Below are 17,215 nucleotides of genomic sequence, written 5' to 3' on the forward strand. Positions count from 1 at the left end.
GCCGGGTCTGATCACACCGGGGCGAGCCAGGTTCCCCACGGGGTATTGCGCAGCACGGTGTAGACGGTCAACAGCGCGAAGAAGGTCCACATAGTGGCCCGGCTGATCGACGGCAGGCGCATCCGGTGACCGCGCCAGCTGCGCAGGGACCAGTCGGCTATCCACAGGACGAACGCGAGCACCAGCGGAATCGCAAGTACGTTGCTGTGCAACGAATCCAGCAGATGGCCGTCGGTCAGGTTGTGGATGGCCCGCATGCCGCCGCAGCCGGGGCACCAGTATCCGGTCAGCGCGTAGACCGGGCAGACACCGTAGGAGCCTTCGACGTGCGGGTCGCGCACGTGCAGCAGCACGCCGATCCCGATGCCGACCCCCGCCACCAGCAGCGGAACTCCTATGCCACGCAGACCCCGCCGGGTCGGGGGCGCCGAGTGCTGGTGCGCAGCCGGTTCCGGCGCCACGTGCGTGCTGTCCACAGCACCAACGGTAACCGCGCGCCGCCGCTCGCCGCCACAGGTCCTACTCGGGCTGGGCGAAGCGCAGGGTGTTGCCGGACGGATCGATCAGCTCGAAGCCGAGTCCGCCCGGGCCGTCCTCGGGCGGACCCGGTTTGGCGTAGCGGTATTCCCTGCCCGCCAGTTCGCCCTGCCACGCCTTGACGTCGGCCACCGCCATCCACACGACAGTGCCCGGTGTGCCGTCACCGTGGTGCTCGCTGAGGTGTAGTTTCGCCGCGCCCCGGGAGACCTGCGCGTAGAGCGGGAAGTCCGCGCCGAACCGGTGCTCCCAGTCGACGGTGAAACCCAGGTAATCGCAATAGAACTCGTACGCCCGGGCGACGTCGAACATGCGCAGGACGGGGATGGGTGCTGCGAAGCCGATCTCGTCGGAAGCCACCCGCCGATCATCGCACCGAGGTCCGACAAGATCGAATATATTTGCTATTTATGCAGGTAGAGTAGGATTTCTGCTGTGGATGCCGCTGGTTCTACCCGGCTCGACGGATACTCGACTCGCAAGCTCGAATTCGGGCATGTGGGGCACTGGTCCGCACCCATGCCGCGCGATCTCGACGACGACGGCCAGCGGATGGTCGCGGTCGAGATCGATCCCGGCGACGGTTCCTCGGTCGTGGTATTCGTTCGCGCACCCAACCGCAGCGACGTGCCGAGCGATTTCCATCCGGACGACCAGGTCTGCCTGGTGCTCCCGGACGTGATCGCCGCGCTCGACCCCACCGACTGAGCCGGTGTGCGGAAACCGTTACCGGATCGCCACTTTCGCGGGCTAACGCGCTCTCGCGCCGTTGGCGATGAAGACAGCGGAGGCCCGATCCGGACGTTAATTCTTTGTGAAAACAGACAGTGTCACTGCACCGAATTCCGGGTAATCAAGCCTTTGAGCCAGAAGTTCCGCTGCGGCGCGCTTGCACTAGCAAGCACTCAGCTTGCACTGTACTGTGGCGGCAGACACAAAGGAGTGCCCGATGCTGGTGAAGTCGATGCAGACTTTGGCGGACGCGCGTAATGGCGCCCTGACCGCCGGTTACCGTGCCGGATTGCGATCACGAACCTTGTCGATGCAGACTTTGGCGGACGCGCGTAATGGCGCCCTGACCGCCGGTTACCGTGCCGGATTGCGATCACGAACCTTCCGGACCGCGTCGTTGAACGCTCCTACCGCTCCTTTGGAAGTCATCCCCGTCACCACCGTGGACGGTGCCCGGCTGCGGGTGCACGCGTACGGCCCCGCCGACGGCGAGGTGATCGTGCTGATCCACGGCTGGAGCTGCAGCATCGAGTACTGGAACCCGCAGATCAACGCGTTCGCCGACCGGTATCGGGTGGTCTGCTACGACCAGCGCGGGCACGGCGCCAGCGAGCTCGGCCGGCGGATGCCGAGCCGCGACACCCTGGCCGATGACCTGTCCGCGGTACTCGACGCGACCCTGCGCCCCGGCCAGCGCGCCGTACTCGCCGGCCACAGCATGGGCGGAATCACCGTGCAGGCGTGGGCGGCTCGCTATCCCGAGCAGGTCGCCCGCCGCGCCTCCGCCGCCATCCTGCTGAACACCACCGCGGGCAACATTCGCTACGACACCGATCTGCTCCCCCTGCTGAACAAGCAGCTCACCGTGCAGAACAAGCCGGTCACGGTGCTCGGCGCCCCGCTGCGCCTGCCGACCTTCTTCTCCGAGACCGTGCTGACCAGCCCGGTCCCGCTGCCCGGCGGCTGGCTGGTCGGCGCGGTGCTCAAGGACCGGGTGATGAGCAAGCACGCCAGCGCCGACCAGGTGAACTTCGCCCTCGGCATCGTCCGCTCCTGTCGTCCGCTGGCCCGCGGCAAGCACGCCGCCGCCCTGGCGGACCTCGACGTCAGCGACGGCGCCGCGCACCTGACCATCCCCACCACGGTCATCTCCGGCAGCTTCGACCGGCTGCTGCCCGAACGGATGGCCCGCCGGATCGCCGACGCCCTGTCCCGCACCGGCCACCTCACCGCCTACCACTGCTGGCCCACCGGCCATCTCGGCAATATCGAGGCCGCCGACCGCTTCAACGCCGAACTCGAGCTGGTCGCCCAACAGGCCACGCGACGCACGGCCGTCGCGGGCTGACCCGATCGTTCTCCTGGGCCGGTCAACGGCGCCCGGCCCAGGAGCAACACCCCCCGACCTCGGGCACACCCAGGTCATGAACTACACCGTCACCGAGGAACGCCCGCCCTTCGGCTGAGCCCCGGCTGTCGTCCAAACAACTGTCGCCTGAACAGCGGATATTCGCCGATTGATCCCGATGGGATCGTGTTCAACGTACATTCCCCAAGCAATTTGTTAAGGAAATACGTTGAGCACTTCAGGTTTTCGATATTCCGGTATTCGCAGGGCGGCAACGGCGGCAGTGCTGGCGGCAGCGGTGACCCTGGCGGCGGCCGGGGGTGTGTCCGCGGCCCCGTCGTCGGGCAGCAGTGGCAGCGGGAGTGGCAGCAGCAGCGGCGGGCCCGGCAGTCGCGGCAGCGGCAGCGGTCCCGGCACTCCCGCTCCGCCGACCCAGCAGTGCAACCAATCGACCCAGGCCGGCGGCGCCGGCGTCACCAACACGATGCACCAGCTCGGCCGCCCCGGCCCGGCCTCCTTCGTCCTGTCCTACGAAACCTTCAACATCCCCGACCAGATCGAGGTCTTCTACGAGGGTGCCCGCGTCTACAACACCGGCTACGTCGGCGACGACATCAACGAGGGCACCGGCTCAGCGGTACTCAACATTCCGCCCGGCACCGCGACCGCCGTACTCGTCCGCGTCACCGGCCCCGGCGGCACCGACTGGAACTACACCGTCCACTGCCCCCGATGACCCCGCTCCTACCGAACGGGACATGGTGGCGATTCCTGCGGCGTGTCAGCCCCACCATGTCCCGTTGGACGGGCGGCGGTGGTCAGGTCAGGGTGGCTAGTTTGGCGGTGAGGACTGCGCGCTCGCGGGCGTTGCCGCATAGGGTGATTGCGCGGGTGAGTTCGGTGCGGGCTTCTGGATTGCGGCCCAATTGGATCAGTAGTTCGCCGCGTACGCTCGGTAGCAGGTGTGTGCCGGAAAGTTCTGGGGCGGAGGATAATTCGTCGACGATCGAGAGTGCGGCCGCCGGGCCCTGCGCCATCGACACCGCCACTGCGCGATTGAGGTCGACCACCGGCGAGGGGGCCAGCCGGCCGAGGGCCTCGTACAGGAGCACGATGCGCTCCCACGCTGTTTCCTCGACCGACGGTGCGACAGCGTGACATTCGGCGATCGCGGCCTGTAGACCGTAGGCGCCGAGACCTCGCCCGACCCGCCCAGCACGATCCAATGCCGCACGGCCACGGCGGATCGCGGCGCGATCCCAGCGACGACGGTCCTGATCCGCCAATAGGACCGGGTGCCCGTCCGGTCCGGTGCGCGCCGGAAAGCGAGCCGCGGTGAGCTCCAGCAACGCCAGAAGTCCCTGTGCCTCAGGCTCGTTCGGCACCAGCCGGGCGAGTACCCTGGCCAGTCGCTGTGCCTCGCCGGCCAGCTCGGACCGGATCAACTCGCTGCCGGAGCTGGCCGAGGACCCTTCGGTGAAGATCAGATACACCACGTTGAGCACCGAACCGAGCCGGGCCGCACGCTCCTGCGCGGACGGCACCTCGAACCACACCCTGGCCGCGGCCAGCGTCTTCTTTGCCCTGGTGATGCGCGCCTGCACGGTCGCCGTCGGCACCAGGCACGCCTTCGCGATCTCGTCGCTGGTCAGACCGCCGACGACGCGCAGGGTGAGCGCCACCCGGGCGTCCCTGGACAGCGTCGGGTGACAGGAGATGAACATCAGCGCGAGGATGTCGTCGTCGATCTGGTCCGGATCCCACAGCACGTCACCGGCCGCCGTGGGCTCCGGCGGTTCGCTACCGGACACGGCACCGCCTTCACTCAAATTGTGGGCGAGGGCCGTGTACCGGTCGTCGAGCGCCGAGCGCCGCCGGAACGCGTCGATGGCCCGCCGCCGGCCGACGGTGAGCAGCCAGCCCGCGGGATTGTTCGGCACCCCGTCGCGCGGCCAGGTCACCAGCGCCTCGGCCAGTGCCTCCTGCGCGAGGTCCTCGGCGAGCGAGAAGTCGCCGGTGTAGCGCGCCAGCGCGCCGACGATCCGCGCGGATTCGATCCGCCAGACGGCGGCGACGGCCTCACGACCGGTGTGCTCGGCCATCGCCCGCCCTCCCGCTCAGAGCTGGCCGGTGGCTTCGCGCCACTCCCGTTCCTTCTTGACCCACTCGTTGTCCTGCGGGAATTCGTCGATCGAGGCGACCCGCCTGATCTCGGTCTTGAAGCCGGGCCCGGTCATCGGCATGCGCTTGGCCCACTCGATCGCCTCCTCCTTCGAGGCCACATTGAGAATGTAGAAGCCGCCGAACAACTCCTTGGTCTCACCGTAGGGTCCGTCGGTGACGATCGGCTGCTCGGCGGAGTAGTCGACGACCACACCCTCTGCCGGATCCGTGAGTCCCTCGGCGGCGAGCAGCACCCCGGCCCGGATCAGCTCCTCGTTGAACTGCCCCACGATCTCCAGCATCTTGTCGAAGTCGACCTCCCCCATCCCCGCGTACGCCTCATCCGTCGCGCGCATCACCAGCATGTACTTCATGGTTCGTCTCCTCGGTTCTTCCGGATCCCCTCTGGACCCTTCCACCCTTAGGTCGAACGGGTGCCACCGAAGATCGACACGCCCCGCAAAATTCTTTTCATGACCTCAACCGCCTACCCGGCACTGCACTTCTCCCAGGCGAATCCCACCGGCCCAGGCCAAGCGGATATCCCGAATCTGCTCCGCACCGTCGCGTCGACGATCGAAAGCCTAGGCCGCGTCACGATCGCCGACCTGATCCTGCACACCGAGAACACGGCGGACGGCCCGTGGCCGTCGATCACGGTCTACTACCGCAAGACCGGCCCCACCTAGCAACGAAAAAACCCTGCATGCGAACCCGCATACAGGGCTTATTGGACTGGAGCCGCCTGCGAGAATCGAACTCGCGACCTTTTCATTACGAGTGAAGCGCTCTACCGACTGAGCTAAGGCGGCGTGCCTTTCGGCGTGGCGAGTCTATCGTCTCGGGGGGTGGATCGCGAAAACGGGTGGTCACCGGGGTGGGGTCAGGTGGATTGGGCGGCGGTCAGGGCGGCGGCGAGGGCGGCCAGGGCGAAGCGGGGTTTGACGTTGACGTCGAGGGCTTCGCGGCAGGCCAGGACGGCGTCGATGGATTTGAGCAGGCCCTCGGGGCGGACACGGTCGGCCAGATCGTAAATCTGGTCGGACAGGTCGGGGTGGGTGAGGGCCACGCCGGAGCCGTTGCGGGCGGCGCCGAAGCGGACGGCGAGGGCGTCGCGATAGACGCCGGCGACGTCGATGAGGGCGCGGTCGAGCGAGTCGCGGCCGGTGCGGGTCGCGCGGGATTTCTGGCGGCGTTCCAAGTCTTTCAGCACGCCGGCTGAACCTCGGGTGGCGCCCGCGGCGCCCTTGCCGGTGCCGCCCGCGCCCATCGCGGTGGCCAGTTCCTCGCGCTCGCGGTCGTCGCGGCCCGCGCTCATCTGTTTGGCTTCGTCGTCGGCGGCCTTGACCAGTTCGTCGGCGGCGGCGTAGGCGGCACCGGGTTTCGAGGCCGCGGCGACCAAGGCCAGTGCGCGTTGACGACGTTCGCGCGCCTCCGCGTCGGTAGCCAGGCGCCGAGCCCGGCCGACGTGTCCGCCGCTGATCGAGGCCGCCCAGTTCGCGGTTTTCTCGTCGAGGTTGTCCTGTTCACGCAGCACCCGCGCGATGGCAGGCACCGAGGGGGTCACCAGGTGCACGTGCCGGCAGCGCGAACGCAGCGTCACCGAGATGTCCTCGGGGTCGACCGACGGCGCGCACAGCAGGAACACCGTCCGGTCCGGCGGCTCCTCGACCACCTTCAGCAGCACGTTGCCCGCGGCCTCGGTCAGCCGGTCGGCATCCTCGATGACGACCACCTGCCACCGGCCGGTGCTCGGTCTGCGCGAGGCGATCTGCACGATCTCGCGCATCTCCTTGGTGCTGATGCTCAGCCCCTCCGGGATCACCCGGCGCACGTCACCGTGGGTACCCGCCATGGTGGTGGTGCAGGCATGGCAGCGTCCGCAGCCGGGCGTGCCCGGGTCGGTGCACTGTAGGGCGGCGGCAAAGCACAGTGCCGCAACGGATCTGCCCGATCCGGGCGGCCCGGTGAACAGCCACGAGTGCGTCATCGCTCCCTGGACGACCTCCGCGCGGGCCGCGACCGAGGCAGTCGTGAGCGCGGACTCGACCGCCTCCTGGCCGACCAACCGATCGAAGACACCTGCCACGCCGTACACCCTAGCGGCCCGCACCGACACGGATCACCGGTCGGGTCCGGGCGACGCGCGGACCGGTATTGACCACACGGCCGGCCGGGCGGATCCTCGAGCAGGAGGTGGAATCACCGTGAGAATTCTGTTGATCACCGGCGATGCGGCCGAGGACCTCGAGGTCATGTACCCGTATCAGCGTCTGCTCGAAGAAGGCCACGAGGTGCGTATCGCGGCCCCGCCGTGAAGAAGCTGCAGTTCGTGGTGCACGACTTCGTCGACGGCTTCGATACCTATACCGAAAAGCCCGGGCACAGTTGGCCGGCCGACGTCGCGTTCGCGGAGGTCGATCCGTCCACCTACGACGCGCTGGTGCTGCCGGGCGGCCGCGCGCCGGAGTACCTGCGCAACAATCCGGACTGCCGGCGCCTGGCCCGGCACTTCGCGGAGGCCGGGAAGCCCATCGCCGCGCTGTGCCACGGACCGCTGATCCTCGCTGCCGCAGGCGTTTTGGCCGGCCGCTCGTGCAGCGCGTACCCGGCGCTGGCCCCGGACATCGAGGCGGCCGGGGCCGAGTTCGTGGACAGCGAGGCCTACGTCGACGAGAACATCGTCACCGGCCGCGCCTGGCCCGATCATCCCGCCTGGATGCGTGAATTCCTCAGGGTGCTGGGCAAATAGCGCGGCTCACGCGCTGCGCGAGTAGGTACTGTTCGCGCCGTCGAGTTCCTCGCGGATGATGTCGGCATGCCCGGAATGGTGCGCGATCTCCCGCAGGATGTGCAGCAACGTGTAGCGGACAGTCCACCAGATCCGCTCCGGCGACCAGGGGGCGGTCGGCGTCGGGACCGAGGTGTCCAGGCTGTCCACCGTGCGGATCAGTTCCGCCGTCGCCGCCGCGACCTCGTCCCATTCGGCGAGCAGCCCCGCGACGGTCTCGCCCTCGGCCATCACGTACTCCCCGTCGAACTGCGCCGGGTCGAGCGCTGCGGTCTCATCCCGCTCGACGAGCACCGTGGTCCAGTGGCGCTCGCAGCTGATCAGGTGATGCAGCAGACCGCCGAGGGTCAGTTCGCTGGCGGTGGTGCGCCGGCGCGCCTGCTCCTCGTCGATGCCGCGCACCGTGATTCGGAACAGGTCGCGCTGGTCGGCGAGGATGCTGATCAGGTCTTCGCGTTCCTGGTCGGCCATGGGTGAATCCTTTCGCGGGTCGGGCATTCGGACCGTAGATTACGGCCGTCCGCCCGACCCGCGAACTCAGGACTTCCCGACGCCGGTCTTCTTCGCCGCCGTCTTCTGCGCGGCGGTCTTCTTGGCGACCGTCTTGGTGGTCGTCGACTTGCTCGCGGTAGCCTTCTTGGCCGCGGTCTTCTTCGCCGCGGTCTTCTTCGCGGGCGCCTTCTTGGCGGCCGCCTTCTTCTTCACCGGTCCGCGCGCCCGTCGGTCGGCGAGCAGTTCCATCGCCCGCTCCGGCGTGATGGACTCGATCTCGTCGCCCTTGCGCAGGGTGGCATTGGTCTCGCCGTCGGTGACGTACGGGCCGAAACGTCCATCCTTGATCACCATCGGCTGACCCGAGGCGGAGTCGTTGCCGAGCTCGCGCAGCGGCGCCGTGGCCGAGGCCTGACGCCCGCGTCGCTTCGGCTCGGCGTAGATCTTCAGCGCCTCGTCCAGCGTGACGTCGAAGATCTGATCCTCGCTGGTGAGCGAGCGAGAATCGGTGCCCTTCTTCAGATAGGGGCCGTAGCGGCCGTTCTGCGCGGTGATCTCCTCGCCGGAGGCCGGATCCGCGCCGACCACGCGCGGCAACGACAGCAGCTTGAGCGCGTCGTCGAGCGTGACGCTGGCCAGGTCCATCGACTTGAACAGCGAGCCGGTGCGCGGCTTGGGCGCGGCCGCCTTCTTCGCCGTCTTCTTGGCGGGCGCCGCGGTTTCCTCGGCCGCGGGCTCGGGCAGCACCTCGGTGACGTACGGGCCGAAACGTCCTTCCTTGGCGACGATTTCATGCCCGGAGGCCGGATCGATGCCGAGCGAGCGACCTTCCTGCGGGGTCGAGAACAGCTTCTCCGCGACCTCGATGGTCAGCTCGTCCGGCGGCAGTTCGTCGGGCAGATTGGCCCGCTGCGAAATCGAATTGCCTTCGGGGTCATCGGGATTGATGACCATGCGCTCCAGGTACGGCCCGTACCGGCCGACCCGGACGACCACATCGCGGCCCTCGTTGTCGGCAAAGAGCTTGATGGAGTTGATTTCTCGCGCGTCGATGTCGTCGAGCCGCTCGCCGACCATCTTCTTCAGACCGCCGGAACGCGCGACCGAACCCTCCGCGCCGGTCTCACCGCCGAAATAGAAGCTGGACAGCCAACTTCCGCGCTGCTCGCGACCGCCGGCGATAGCGTCGAGGTCGTCCTCCATGCCCGCGGTGAAGTCGAAGTCGACCAATCGGCCGAAATGCTCTTCCAGCAAACCGATTACGGCGAAGGCCACCCACGACGGCACCAGCGCGCTACCGCGCTTGTAGACATAACCGCGGTCGAGAATCGTCTTGATGATCGAGGAGTAGGTCGACGGACGGCCGATGCCGAGTTCTTCGAGCGTCTTGATCAGCGACGCTTCGGTATATCTCGCGGGCGGATTCGTGCTGTGCCCATCGGGATTCAGCTCGACCGCGGTGACGCCCTGGCCCGCGGCCAGCGCGGGCAGCCGGGATTCGGCGTCGTCGGATTGACCGCCCGCCTCCTCGTCCACGCTCTCCACGTAGGCCTTGAGGAAGCCGGCGAAGGTGATGGTGCGACCGGAGGCGGAGAACACGCATTCCTCGCCGGTGGTGGCGGTGCCGGTGATACGCAACGTCAGCGTGGTGCCCCTGGCGTCGGCCATCTGCGAGGCGACCGTGCGCTGCCAGATCATCTCGTAGAGCCGGAACTCGTCGTTGTCCAGCCGCGCGTGCAACTGGCCCGGGGTGGCGAAGGTGTCGCCCGCCGGGCGGATCGCCTCGTGGGCCTCCTGCGCGTTCTTCACCTTGCGGGTGTACTGCCGCGGGGTCGGGTGCACGTACTCCGAGCCGTACAGCTGGGTCGCCTGCGACCGGGCCGCGGCGATCGCCGACTCGGACAGCGTGGTCGAGTCGGTACGCATATAGGTGATGTAGCCGTTTTCGTACAGCCGCTGGGCGACCCGCATCGTGCGCTCGGAGTTGAAGCGCAGCTTGCGCCCGGCCTCCTGCTGCAGCGTCGAGGTCATGAACGGCGGATACGGCTTGCGGGTATACGGCTTGGCCTCCGCGGAGGAGACCACCAGGTCGGCGCCGTCGAGGGCCTGGGCCAGGCGGCGGGCATAGGCCTCGTCCAGCACGACGACGCCGGACGCGGTCTTGAGCTGACCGTCCGAGCTGAAGTCACGACCGGTCGCGACGCGCGCGCCGGCGACATTCACCAGCCGCGCCCCGAAGGTGCGCGGGTTGCTCGTGTCGCCGTCTTCACCGGGTCCCGCGTCGAGCTTCGCGGCGATATCCCAGTATTCGGCCGAACGGAAGGCCATCCGCTCGCGCTCGCGCTGGACGATCACCCTGGTGGCGACCGACTGCACGCGACCGGCGGAGAGCCGGGGCATGACCTTCTTCCACAGCACCGGACTGACTTCGTAGCCGTAGAGCCGGTCCAGGATGCGGCGGGTCTCCTGCGCGTCGACCAGATCGTTGTCCAGGTCTCGCGTGTCGGCCGCGGCCGCTTGAATGGCGGGCTCGGTGATCTCGTGGAACACCATGCGCCGGACCGGGACCTTGGGCTTGAGCGTTTCCAGGAGGTGCCAGGCGATCGCCTCGCCCTCCCGGTCGGGGTCGGTGGCGAGATAGAGCTCGTCGGCGTCCTTCAGCAAGCTCTTGAGCTCGGCGACCTTGGCCTTCTTATCGGGGCTCACCACATAGATGGCCTCGAAGTCGTGGTCCACGTCGACGCCGAGGCGTGCCCAGGACTCACCCTTGTATTTGGCGGGAACGTCCGCCGCTCCCCGTGGCAGGTCCCGGATATGTCCCACCGAGGCCTCGACCGTGTAGTTACGGCCCAGGTAGGGCGCTATCTTGCGGGCCTTGGTTGGGGACTCGACGATCACGAGACGACGCAGGGGACGGCCCTGGTCGGCTGCACCGCGGTCTCGTGTTGCCACCGGCGAATACACCTTTCCTGTCGACCCGCGCGGGCGCTTTTCGGCGCTGTGCGCGGCTGGGGCAAGCGGGGACGACGGCTGGGCGTCGCCACCAGACACGTTTATACCTTGACGCTACGTGTGGTCGAGTGCTTGCGACTTGAACCACAGAGCGTACGCGCGTCACTGCGACTCAGTATGCCTTGTGTTCAGGCCCCGGCTGTGCCACGGCGTGTTCACCAGCGTCCGACCCGAGTCGCCTGGGTGTGTCTTTGCCCTAGATATAGCTCGTCCCCCACCCCCGGGTTACCGGCGGTGAGGGACGAGAGTTGGATTGCGTCGCTCAGCTGAGCGCGCGAACTCCGGTGGCCTGCGGGCCCTTGGTGCCCTGGCCGACCTCGAACTCGACCTTCTGGTTCTCTTCGAGGGTACGGAAGCCCGACCCCTGAATTTCGGAGTAGTGGACGAAGACGTCAGCGGAGCCGTCCTCGGGCGCGATGAAGCCGAACCCCTTCTCCGCGTTGAACCACTTCACAGTTCCCTGTGCCATTCTGTTCCTTCTCTTTTCTTACCGGAACGGCGGACAACTGGGTTCGTCCACCGGGCCCGTTCCGACCGCTGTACTGTTGGTTCCCCCTGCAGGAAAGCACCAAGCACACCGTTCGCAACATCGATCCTGCTGACGGTTTGGACTTTGGATCCGACCCTCGAACACAGAAGCTTGCGACCAGGAACCAGTGAACCATGTCTTCGAGCAATTCAACAGTCGAGTTACCGACAATTTGCAAAAAAGTTGATCTTGCGAATGCGCAGGTGAGGGACACAATGCCAGAATCCAGACTTGAGGTTCGTTTGCCTCCCGATAACCGAGTGCGCGTATGGCAAACAGCCTGTGACCCAGGTCGCTATTGGGTATCGAATTGGCAGGTGAGGCTTCCTAACCGCGCACGTTTCACACTTTCTCAGCGTGTCGCGGCGCGCGCCGCATGAATCCGGCGAACTCGACCGCCGGGACAACGCCGAACAACGGCCTGGGCTACGGGACATCGTTGCTGAATCGTGTCCTAGCCGGCAACCCGTCCGATGACCCCCGGCTCACCCATGTCGTAGAGCTACCGGCGCGCGCCGCCGAGGTCACCACCTGGCCCGATTGGACATCGCCAGAGGTGATCTCGGCATTACAGGACACCGGAATCGACGCGCCGTGGAGTCATCAGACCCGCACCGCCGACCTCGCCCACGGTGGCGCGCACGTCGTGGTCAGCACCGGGACCGCGTCCGGCAAGTCGATGGGTTATCAACTGCCGGTATTGACCGCGCTGCGCGAGGATCCGCGGGCCACGGCTATTTATCTGTCACCGACCAAAGCGCTCGGCGCCGATCAGCTGCGGGCCGTGGGTGCGCTGACTCACGAGGGGCCGCTGCGGGATATTCATCCAGCAACCTATGACGGCGATACGCCGGCCGAGATCCGGCAGTGGGTGCGGGCCAACGCCCGCTGGGTTTTCACCAATCCCGACATGCTGCATGTGGGGATTCTGCGCTCGCATCAGCGCTGGGCCCGGATGCTGCGCAGGCTGCAGTACGTGGTGGTCGACGAATGCCATGCCTATCGCGGGGTTTTCGGCTCGCACGTGGCGTTGGTGCTGCGCAGGCTGCGGCGGATCGCCGCACGATACGGCGCCGACCCGGTGTTCGTGCTGTGCTCGGCGACCACTGCCGAGCCCGCGGCCGCGGCCTCCCGGCTGATCGGGGCGCCGTGCGTCGCGGTCACCGAGGACGGGTCGCCGCAGGGGCCGCGCACCGTCGCCCTGTGGGAGCCGCCGCTGCTCACCACGGTGACCGGGGAAAACGGCGCGCCGGTCCGGCGCGCGGCCACCACGGAGGCCGCCCGGATCATGGCGGACCTGGTCATCGAGGGCGCGCGGACACTGACCTTCGTGCGGTCGCGGCGAGGCGCCGAGCTCACCGCGATGGATGCGCGGCGGCTGTTGAGCGAGGTCGATCCGGAGCTGGCCGAGCGGGTGGCCGCCTATCGAGCCGGGTACCTCGCGGAAGATCGGCGGGCGCTGGAGACGGCGTTGTCGGATGGTTCGCTGCTCGGGGCGGCGACCACCAACGCGCTCGAGCTCGGGGTGGATATCGCGGGGCTCGACGCGGTGGTGATCTGCGGGTTTCCCGGGACCGTCGCGTCGTTCTGGCAGCAGGCCGGCCGGGCCGGGCGGCGCACCCAGGGCTCGTTGGTGCTGCTCGTGGCCCGGGACGATCCGCTGGATACCTATCTCGTGCATCATCCGGAAGCGTTGCTGGACAAGCCCGTCGAGGCGACCATCACCGATCCGCGTAATCCTTATGTGCTGGGCCCGCAAATGCTCTGTGCCGCCTTGGAACTGCCGCTCACCGACGCCGAGGTGGACGAACTCGGCGCGCTGGAGGTGCTCACCGGGCTGGCCGAGAAAGGGCTGATCAGACGCCGGGTGGGGGCCGAGGGTCGAGGGCGTTGGCACGTCACCGCGGAGACACAGCCGCATGACGCCGTCGATGTGCGCGGTGGGATCGGTACTCCGGTCGCCATCGTCGACGGGGAGACGGGCCGATTGCTCGGCACGGCCGATGCCGGGCGAGCGCCGGCCACGCTGCATCAGGGTGCGGTTCATCTGCATCAAGGGGAGACCTTTGTGGTCGATGAGCTGGACCTCGAGGACGGGGTCGCGTTCGTGCACGCCGCCGAGCCGGGGTGGACGACCAGCGCCCGATCGGTCACCTCGATTGCCATCGACGAGTTGGCCGAGCAGCGCGTTCACGGCCGCGTCGGGACGGCGCTGGCGCAGGTCAGGGTGACCAGCCAGGTGGTCGGATATCTGCGCACGCTGGTCAGTGGCGAGGTGCTCGACCTGGTCGAACTCGACATGCCCGAGCACACGCTGGTGACCAGGGCGGTGCTGTACACGGTCAGCCCGGAGTTGCTGGCGCTGGCCGGAATCGACCCGGCGGACGTGCCGGGCGCCCTGCACGCCGCCGAGCATGCGGCGATCGGGCTGTTGCCGCTGGTGGCGACCTGCGACCGGTGGGACATCGGTGGCGTGTCCACCGCCGAGCATCCGGACACGGGGCTGCCGACGGTATTCGTCTATGACGGTCAACCCGGCGGTGCGGGCTTCGCCGAGCGGGGGTTCGCTCAGCTGCAACGCTGGCTTTCCGCGACCCTCGCGGTGATCGAGTCCTGCGGGTGCGCGGCGGGCTGCCCGTCCTGCGTGCAGTCGCCCAAGTGCGGGAACGGGAACCATCCGCTCGACAAGGCCTGCGCCGCACGATTACTCACCGCGGTGCTGGCCGAGTTGTCGGTCCGGTGACATCGCCGAGCTCGGTTCGTGACGGGACCGAGCTCGACGTGTGACCCGATGTCGACCTGACCTGCGCGAACGCGGCGGTCGCCGTAGGGGGGTCGCCTGGACGTCGGTCCAGGAGTCGCGGTCGAATAAAGAGGAATGTATTCAGGTTAACTGCGCTATTGCCACATCGTCGCCTGCGTACATGCGCATTCATTGGATACTTTATCCGCGCGCCTGCGGACAATTGTGCCGTCTGAAATTAAACGGCCAGGGCAATTGCCGATTTCCGCTACTCGGGACAACGACATCCGGGTGCGTCCGCACTTAGGTTTCTCTCAGTTTTCAACGGGTCCGGCCCGGGCCACTGCGCGCACCACACTGACGACTAACAGACTCATTGGTACATTCCTGTTAACAATCACAGTGGCATCCCACTCTGCGACTTCGCACTCTTGCATGCGCGTTCTCATCCGGCGCGCGACTTCCGCCGCAGCCGCGCATCCCGCATCGGCGCCCTCGGGCAGTGCGCCCGCCGCCGCGAGCGCCGCCAAATCGGCGGCGGACTGCGCCTGATGGCGGGTGACAACCACCACACCCACCTGGCCGATCAGCAGGGTCGCCACGATGAGCCCGGCCAGTGCTAGGCAGGAGAACACCGTTGCGGCGCCGTCGTCAGCTCGCAGGTTCGGTGTGGGATCGGACCTCAGGCCGCGCTCTGCGGCCGAAGCCACCGTGCGCATCCCTGCCACCCGCACCGTCCCGCCGCGATTCGGCCGGCCGCGTCCCGAAGGTTCCCTCACAGAGGCGTCCCTGGTTCACGGGACGCGATGGCGTCCGCGTGCAGCGTCAGCATCGGTAGCAGCGGCGCACGAGTCGTGACCCGGGCGACCACGTGATTGCTCTCACTACGCACCGAGATGTCCGCGGCTGGCGGCGCCACCCGCCGCGCCGCCGAGATCGCGTTCGATTCATCGCCGCGCGCCGCCAGCCGAGCCGCCTCACGAGCGGCGTCGACACAACGCACTTGCGTCGACGCCGCCAGCAAAGCACCGACGCACAGCACTATCGCGACCACCAGGGTCGCGAGCGCGATCGCCGCCTCCACCGTCACCGAGCCCCGGTCAGCACCGAGACCGGTTGCCCCGCAACGGTTTATCAACCCCACTAGACAGCGGTATTGAGCGCCCGATCGATGATCTTCGTCAGCGCGTTCACAATGCTGTCCCCGGTTACCACTCCGTACAGCACCGCCCCGAACGCCGCGGCGGCGATGGTCCCGATCGCATACTCCGCCGTACTCATCCCCTCCTCCGCAACCACCACATGCGTGACTCGCAACCGCAGCTCCGTATATACAGCCCTCGATCCGTGGACCGCATGGCTCACCATTCGCTCGATCCTCACCAGATTCCCCTCTCACCTCACCCCGCACGGCCGATCCGCACAGGTGTGTTCCGCCGGGCCTGCTACGCCGTGCGCGCACGACCCACCCCCTCGCCTCCGTACTGCCTGCCAGCGGCGGTCGGCTCCGTTCCCTGCCAACCGACTCGCTGATGACCTGCCACGTCCACGCTCGGCTGCGTCCGGCACAAGCGCTGTCGGCCTGGCTCGAAGTTCGCCACCAGCGCTTCACCACCCAGGACCCCGGGCGGGCGGCCCATCTGGGCACGATGCTGGCTGGGCCGACCTCCTCACCCATGACTCCACCTCGTTGCCGCGCGGCTCGACCACGCACAGCGGTTTGGTCGCGGAAGTTCACGCACGGCCGCCGATCTTGGGAGTCCACGCACTGCTGCCAATTGCCCGACACTCGACACCGCATCCAGTACGCGCACCGATCGGGCCGAACCGATCCCCTGGTTCAGGACTCCCTCGTTGCCGCGCAGCTCGTCCACGCACAAGGGGTTCAGCCGCGGAAGATGACGCGCGGCTGCCGGTCTCGGGAGTCCACGCATGGCTGCCCATCGCCCGACACTCGACACCGCATCCCGTACGCGCAACGATCGGGCCGGGCGGATTCCCTGGTCCAGGACATCCCCGGTGCCGCGAGCCTTGACCGCGCACGAAGGTTGTCGACTTGCCCACCGATGGTCGTTCACAGCAGGCGATTGCCGGGCGTCAGGTGCGGCAGTCTGTACGCACAGTGCGCCGGCCGCAACGACTCGTTGATACACGGGTCCACCTGGACGTCGTTCGACACCGGCGATGCGCGAGGGCTGATGGCCTATTCGTCGAAGGTCGTTCACAGGAGTCCACCGTCGAGCACCCGGCCCGCCAGTCCGATCACGACGGGGACGATGCCGAGACAGACGAAGGCGGGCAGGAAGCAGAGGCCGAGGGGGCCGCCGATCAGCACTCCGGCTCGCTCTGCCCGTGCGGCAGCGGCGTCCTCGACCGCCGCCCGACGTTGTTCGGCCAGTTCGCCGACCGCGATCGCCAGGGAGGCGCCCGACCGCGCTGACCGCCGTGCCATCCGCGCCAACGACTCGACCTCCTCGGCACCCGGTTGCCCGGCCTTGTCCTCCGCCGCTCGCTCCCACGCTGTCGCGGCATCCGCACCGAGCGCGAGCAGGTCTGCGGCCCGCCGCAGCGCCTCCGCCAGCGCTTCCGGCGCGCCGGGTGCCACCGCACGAGCCGCGCCCGCCATCGGCAGTCCGGCGCGCAGACACGCGGCCAGCAAATCGAATACGGACGCCGATGCCAGCGGATCGATCTGCCGCTTCGATACCGGCTTTGCCGCTCGCGCCGCCTCGGGCTGCCAAAGCGCCCGCAATCGGCGGCTCACCGCGACCCGGCCGGGCAACAGGATCAGTGCGACCGCGATCAGAACTGTCGGCAGCGCCGGGTACCCCGCGGACAACTCCACCCAGAACCTCCTCACACATGTCA

The 17,215-nt window shown here is 67.8% G+C and carries 19 protein-coding genes and 1 tRNA gene; 7 read left to right on the forward strand and 13 right to left on the reverse strand.

The features are described from left to right. Positions 1 to 11: 11 nt before the first annotated feature. Together ACFYO1_RS40655 and ACFYO1_RS40660 are read right to left on the reverse strand one after the other, a co-directional pair. The gene (locus tag ACFYO1_RS40655; RefSeq protein ID WP_387243929.1) at positions 12 to 476 is read right to left on the reverse strand and encodes a DUF2752 domain-containing protein; all 465 of its coding nucleotides are present in this window, start codon (positions 474 to 476) and stop codon (positions 12 to 14) included. A 43-nt stretch (positions 477 to 519) separates the two neighbouring features. Continuing rightward, positions 520 to 897, reverse strand: coding sequence for a glyoxalase superfamily protein (locus ACFYO1_RS40660; RefSeq protein ID WP_387243932.1), 378 nt, complete (start codon positions 895 to 897; stop codon positions 520 to 522). A 75-nt stretch (positions 898 to 972) separates the two neighbouring features. Here ACFYO1_RS40660 and ACFYO1_RS40665 point away from each other — a divergent pair, with 75 nt between their 5' ends. The 3 genes from ACFYO1_RS40665 to ACFYO1_RS40675 all read left to right on the forward strand — a co-directional run bounded on the left by ACFYO1_RS40665 (position 973) and on the right by ACFYO1_RS40675 (position 3,353). Beyond that, positions 973 to 1,245, forward strand: a complete 273-nt coding sequence (locus ACFYO1_RS40665) for a hypothetical protein (protein WP_387243934.1) — start codon at positions 973 to 975, stop codon at positions 1,243 to 1,245. Between the two features lie 241 nt (positions 1,246 to 1,486). After that, positions 1,487 to 2,617 (forward strand): alpha/beta fold hydrolase, encoded by a 1,131-nt coding sequence (locus tag ACFYO1_RS40670; protein ID WP_387243937.1) that lies wholly within the window; start codon positions 1,487 to 1,489, stop codon positions 2,615 to 2,617. 229 nt (positions 2,618 to 2,846) lie between these two features. Continuing rightward, positions 2,847 to 3,353 (forward strand): hypothetical protein, encoded by a 507-nt coding sequence (locus ACFYO1_RS40675; protein ID WP_387243940.1) that lies wholly within the window; start codon positions 2,847 to 2,849, stop codon positions 3,351 to 3,353. Between the two features lie 82 nt (positions 3,354 to 3,435). Here ACFYO1_RS40675 and ACFYO1_RS40680 read toward each other — a convergent pair whose 3' ends face one another. Then, complete coding sequence (locus ACFYO1_RS40680) at positions 3,436 to 4,719, reverse strand: RNA polymerase sigma factor (RefSeq protein ID WP_387243943.1); 1,284 nt, start codon at positions 4,717 to 4,719, stop codon at positions 3,436 to 3,438. A 15-nt stretch (positions 4,720 to 4,734) separates the two neighbouring features. After that, complete coding sequence (locus ACFYO1_RS40685; RefSeq protein WP_387243946.1) at positions 4,735 to 5,154, reverse strand: YciI family protein; 420 nt, start codon at positions 5,152 to 5,154, stop codon at positions 4,735 to 4,737. Between the two features lie 99 nt (positions 5,155 to 5,253). Between ACFYO1_RS40685 and ACFYO1_RS40690 the strand changes: the two genes are divergently transcribed. After that, positions 5,254 to 5,469 carry a hypothetical protein gene (locus ACFYO1_RS40690; RefSeq protein ID WP_387243949.1) on the forward strand — a complete coding sequence of 72 codons (216 nt, stop codon included), beginning with the start codon at positions 5,254 to 5,256 and terminating at the stop codon, positions 5,467 to 5,469. Between the two features lie 47 nt (positions 5,470 to 5,516). Here ACFYO1_RS40690 and ACFYO1_RS40695 read toward each other — a convergent pair. Next, positions 5,517 to 5,592 (reverse strand) — tRNA-Thr (locus tag ACFYO1_RS40695). 71 nt (positions 5,593 to 5,663) lie between these two features. Beyond that, on the reverse strand, positions 5,664 to 6,869 hold the full coding sequence (locus ACFYO1_RS40700) for a DNA polymerase III subunit delta' (protein WP_387243952.1): 1,206 nt from the start codon (positions 6,867 to 6,869) through the stop codon (positions 5,664 to 5,666). A 118-nt stretch (positions 6,870 to 6,987) separates the two neighbouring features. Between ACFYO1_RS40700 and ACFYO1_RS40705 the strand changes: the two genes are divergently transcribed. Both ACFYO1_RS40705 and ACFYO1_RS40710 read left to right on the forward strand, forming a co-directional pair. Further along, positions 6,988 to 7,098, forward strand: coding sequence for a DJ-1/PfpI family protein (locus tag ACFYO1_RS40705; protein ID WP_387243955.1), 111 nt, complete (start codon positions 6,988 to 6,990; stop codon positions 7,096 to 7,098). Then, a complete protein-coding gene (locus ACFYO1_RS40710; protein ID WP_387243958.1) occupies positions 7,095 to 7,532 on the forward strand; it encodes a DJ-1/PfpI family protein in 438 nt (145 codons plus the stop codon). The genes ACFYO1_RS40705 and ACFYO1_RS40710 overlap by 4 nt, the downstream gene beginning before the upstream one ends. A 6-nt stretch (positions 7,533 to 7,538) precedes the next feature. Here the strand turns inward: ACFYO1_RS40710 and ACFYO1_RS40715 are convergent, their stop codons facing one another. From ACFYO1_RS40715 to ACFYO1_RS40725, 3 genes are all read right to left on the reverse strand, one after another. Next, on the reverse strand, positions 7,539 to 8,042 hold the full coding sequence (locus tag ACFYO1_RS40715; RefSeq protein WP_387243961.1) for a DUF664 domain-containing protein: 504 nt from the start codon (positions 8,040 to 8,042) through the stop codon (positions 7,539 to 7,541). A gap of 66 nt (positions 8,043 to 8,108) precedes the next feature. Next, positions 8,109 to 11,015 (reverse strand): type I DNA topoisomerase, encoded by a 2,907-nt coding sequence (topA, locus tag ACFYO1_RS40720; protein WP_387243964.1) that lies wholly within the window; start codon positions 11,013 to 11,015, stop codon positions 8,109 to 8,111. A gap of 322 nt (positions 11,016 to 11,337) precedes the next feature. Beyond that, a complete protein-coding gene (locus ACFYO1_RS40725) occupies positions 11,338 to 11,544 on the reverse strand; it encodes a cold-shock protein (RefSeq protein ID WP_011206895.1) in 207 nt (68 codons plus the stop codon). Positions 11,545 to 11,980: 436 nt separating this feature from the next. On the opposite strand from ACFYO1_RS40725, the gene ACFYO1_RS40730 reads away from it, so the two are divergent. Continuing rightward, a complete protein-coding gene (locus ACFYO1_RS40730; RefSeq protein WP_387243967.1) occupies positions 11,981 to 14,347 on the forward strand; it encodes a DEAD/DEAH box helicase in 2,367 nt (788 codons plus the stop codon). A gap of 314 nt (positions 14,348 to 14,661) precedes the next feature. Here the strand turns inward: ACFYO1_RS40730 and ACFYO1_RS40735 are convergent, their stop codons facing one another. From ACFYO1_RS40735 to ACFYO1_RS40750, 4 genes are all read right to left on the reverse strand, one after another. Next, positions 14,662 to 15,066, reverse strand: coding sequence for an Rv3654c family TadE-like protein (locus ACFYO1_RS40735; RefSeq protein ID WP_387243970.1), 405 nt, complete (start codon positions 15,064 to 15,066; stop codon positions 14,662 to 14,664). 56 nt (positions 15,067 to 15,122) lie between these two features. Continuing rightward, positions 15,123 to 15,437 (reverse strand): TadE family type IV pilus minor pilin, encoded by a 315-nt coding sequence (locus tag ACFYO1_RS40740; RefSeq protein ID WP_387243974.1) that lies wholly within the window; start codon positions 15,435 to 15,437, stop codon positions 15,123 to 15,125. A 53-nt stretch (positions 15,438 to 15,490) separates the two neighbouring features. Further along, positions 15,491 to 15,715 (reverse strand): DUF4244 domain-containing protein, encoded by a 225-nt coding sequence (locus ACFYO1_RS40745; RefSeq protein WP_387243977.1) that lies wholly within the window; start codon positions 15,713 to 15,715, stop codon positions 15,491 to 15,493. Positions 15,716 to 16,568: 853 nt separating this feature from the next. After that, positions 16,569 to 17,192, reverse strand: a complete 624-nt coding sequence (locus tag ACFYO1_RS40750; protein ID WP_387243980.1) for a type II secretion system F family protein — start codon at positions 17,190 to 17,192, stop codon at positions 16,569 to 16,571. Between the last annotated feature and the right edge of the window lie 23 nt (positions 17,193 to 17,215).

The organism is Nocardia sp. NPDC006044, from assembly GCF_042871115.1.
Classification (GTDB): Bacteria; Actinomycetota; Actinomycetes; order Mycobacteriales; family Mycobacteriaceae; genus Nocardia.

What these genes read in the sequence shown, in the direction of transcription:
- ACFYO1_RS40670 (WP_387243937.1), top strand. Translation starts at nt 1,487, where the DNA reads ATGCTGGTGAAGTCGATGCAGACTTTGGCGGACGCGCGTAATGGCGCC.
- ACFYO1_RS40680 (WP_387243943.1), bottom strand. Translation starts at nt 4,719, where the DNA reads ATGGCCGAGCACACCGGTCGTGAGGCCGTCGCCGCCGTCTGGCGGATC.
- ACFYO1_RS40685 (WP_387243946.1), bottom strand. Translation starts at nt 5,154, where the DNA reads ATGAAGTACATGCTGGTGATGCGCGCGACGGATGAGGCGTACGCGGGG.
- ACFYO1_RS40690 (WP_387243949.1), top strand. Translation starts at nt 5,254, where the DNA reads ATGACCTCAACCGCCTACCCGGCACTGCACTTCTCCCAGGCGAATCCC.
- ACFYO1_RS40715 (WP_387243961.1), bottom strand. Translation starts at nt 8,042, where the DNA reads ATGGCCGACCAGGAACGCGAAGACCTGATCAGCATCCTCGCCGACCAG.
- ACFYO1_RS40725 (WP_011206895.1), bottom strand. Translation starts at nt 11,544, where the DNA reads ATGGCACAGGGAACTGTGAAGTGGTTCAACGCGGAGAAGGGGTTCGGC.
- ACFYO1_RS40730 (WP_387243967.1), top strand. Translation starts at nt 11,981, where the DNA reads ATGAATCCGGCGAACTCGACCGCCGGGACAACGCCGAACAACGGCCTG.
- ACFYO1_RS40735 (WP_387243970.1), bottom strand. Translation starts at nt 15,066, where the DNA reads ATGCGCACGGTGGCTTCGGCCGCAGAGCGCGGCCTGAGGTCCGATCCC.
- ACFYO1_RS40745 (WP_387243977.1), bottom strand. Translation starts at nt 15,715, where the DNA reads ATGGTGAGCCATGCGGTCCACGGATCGAGGGCTGTATATACGGAGCTG.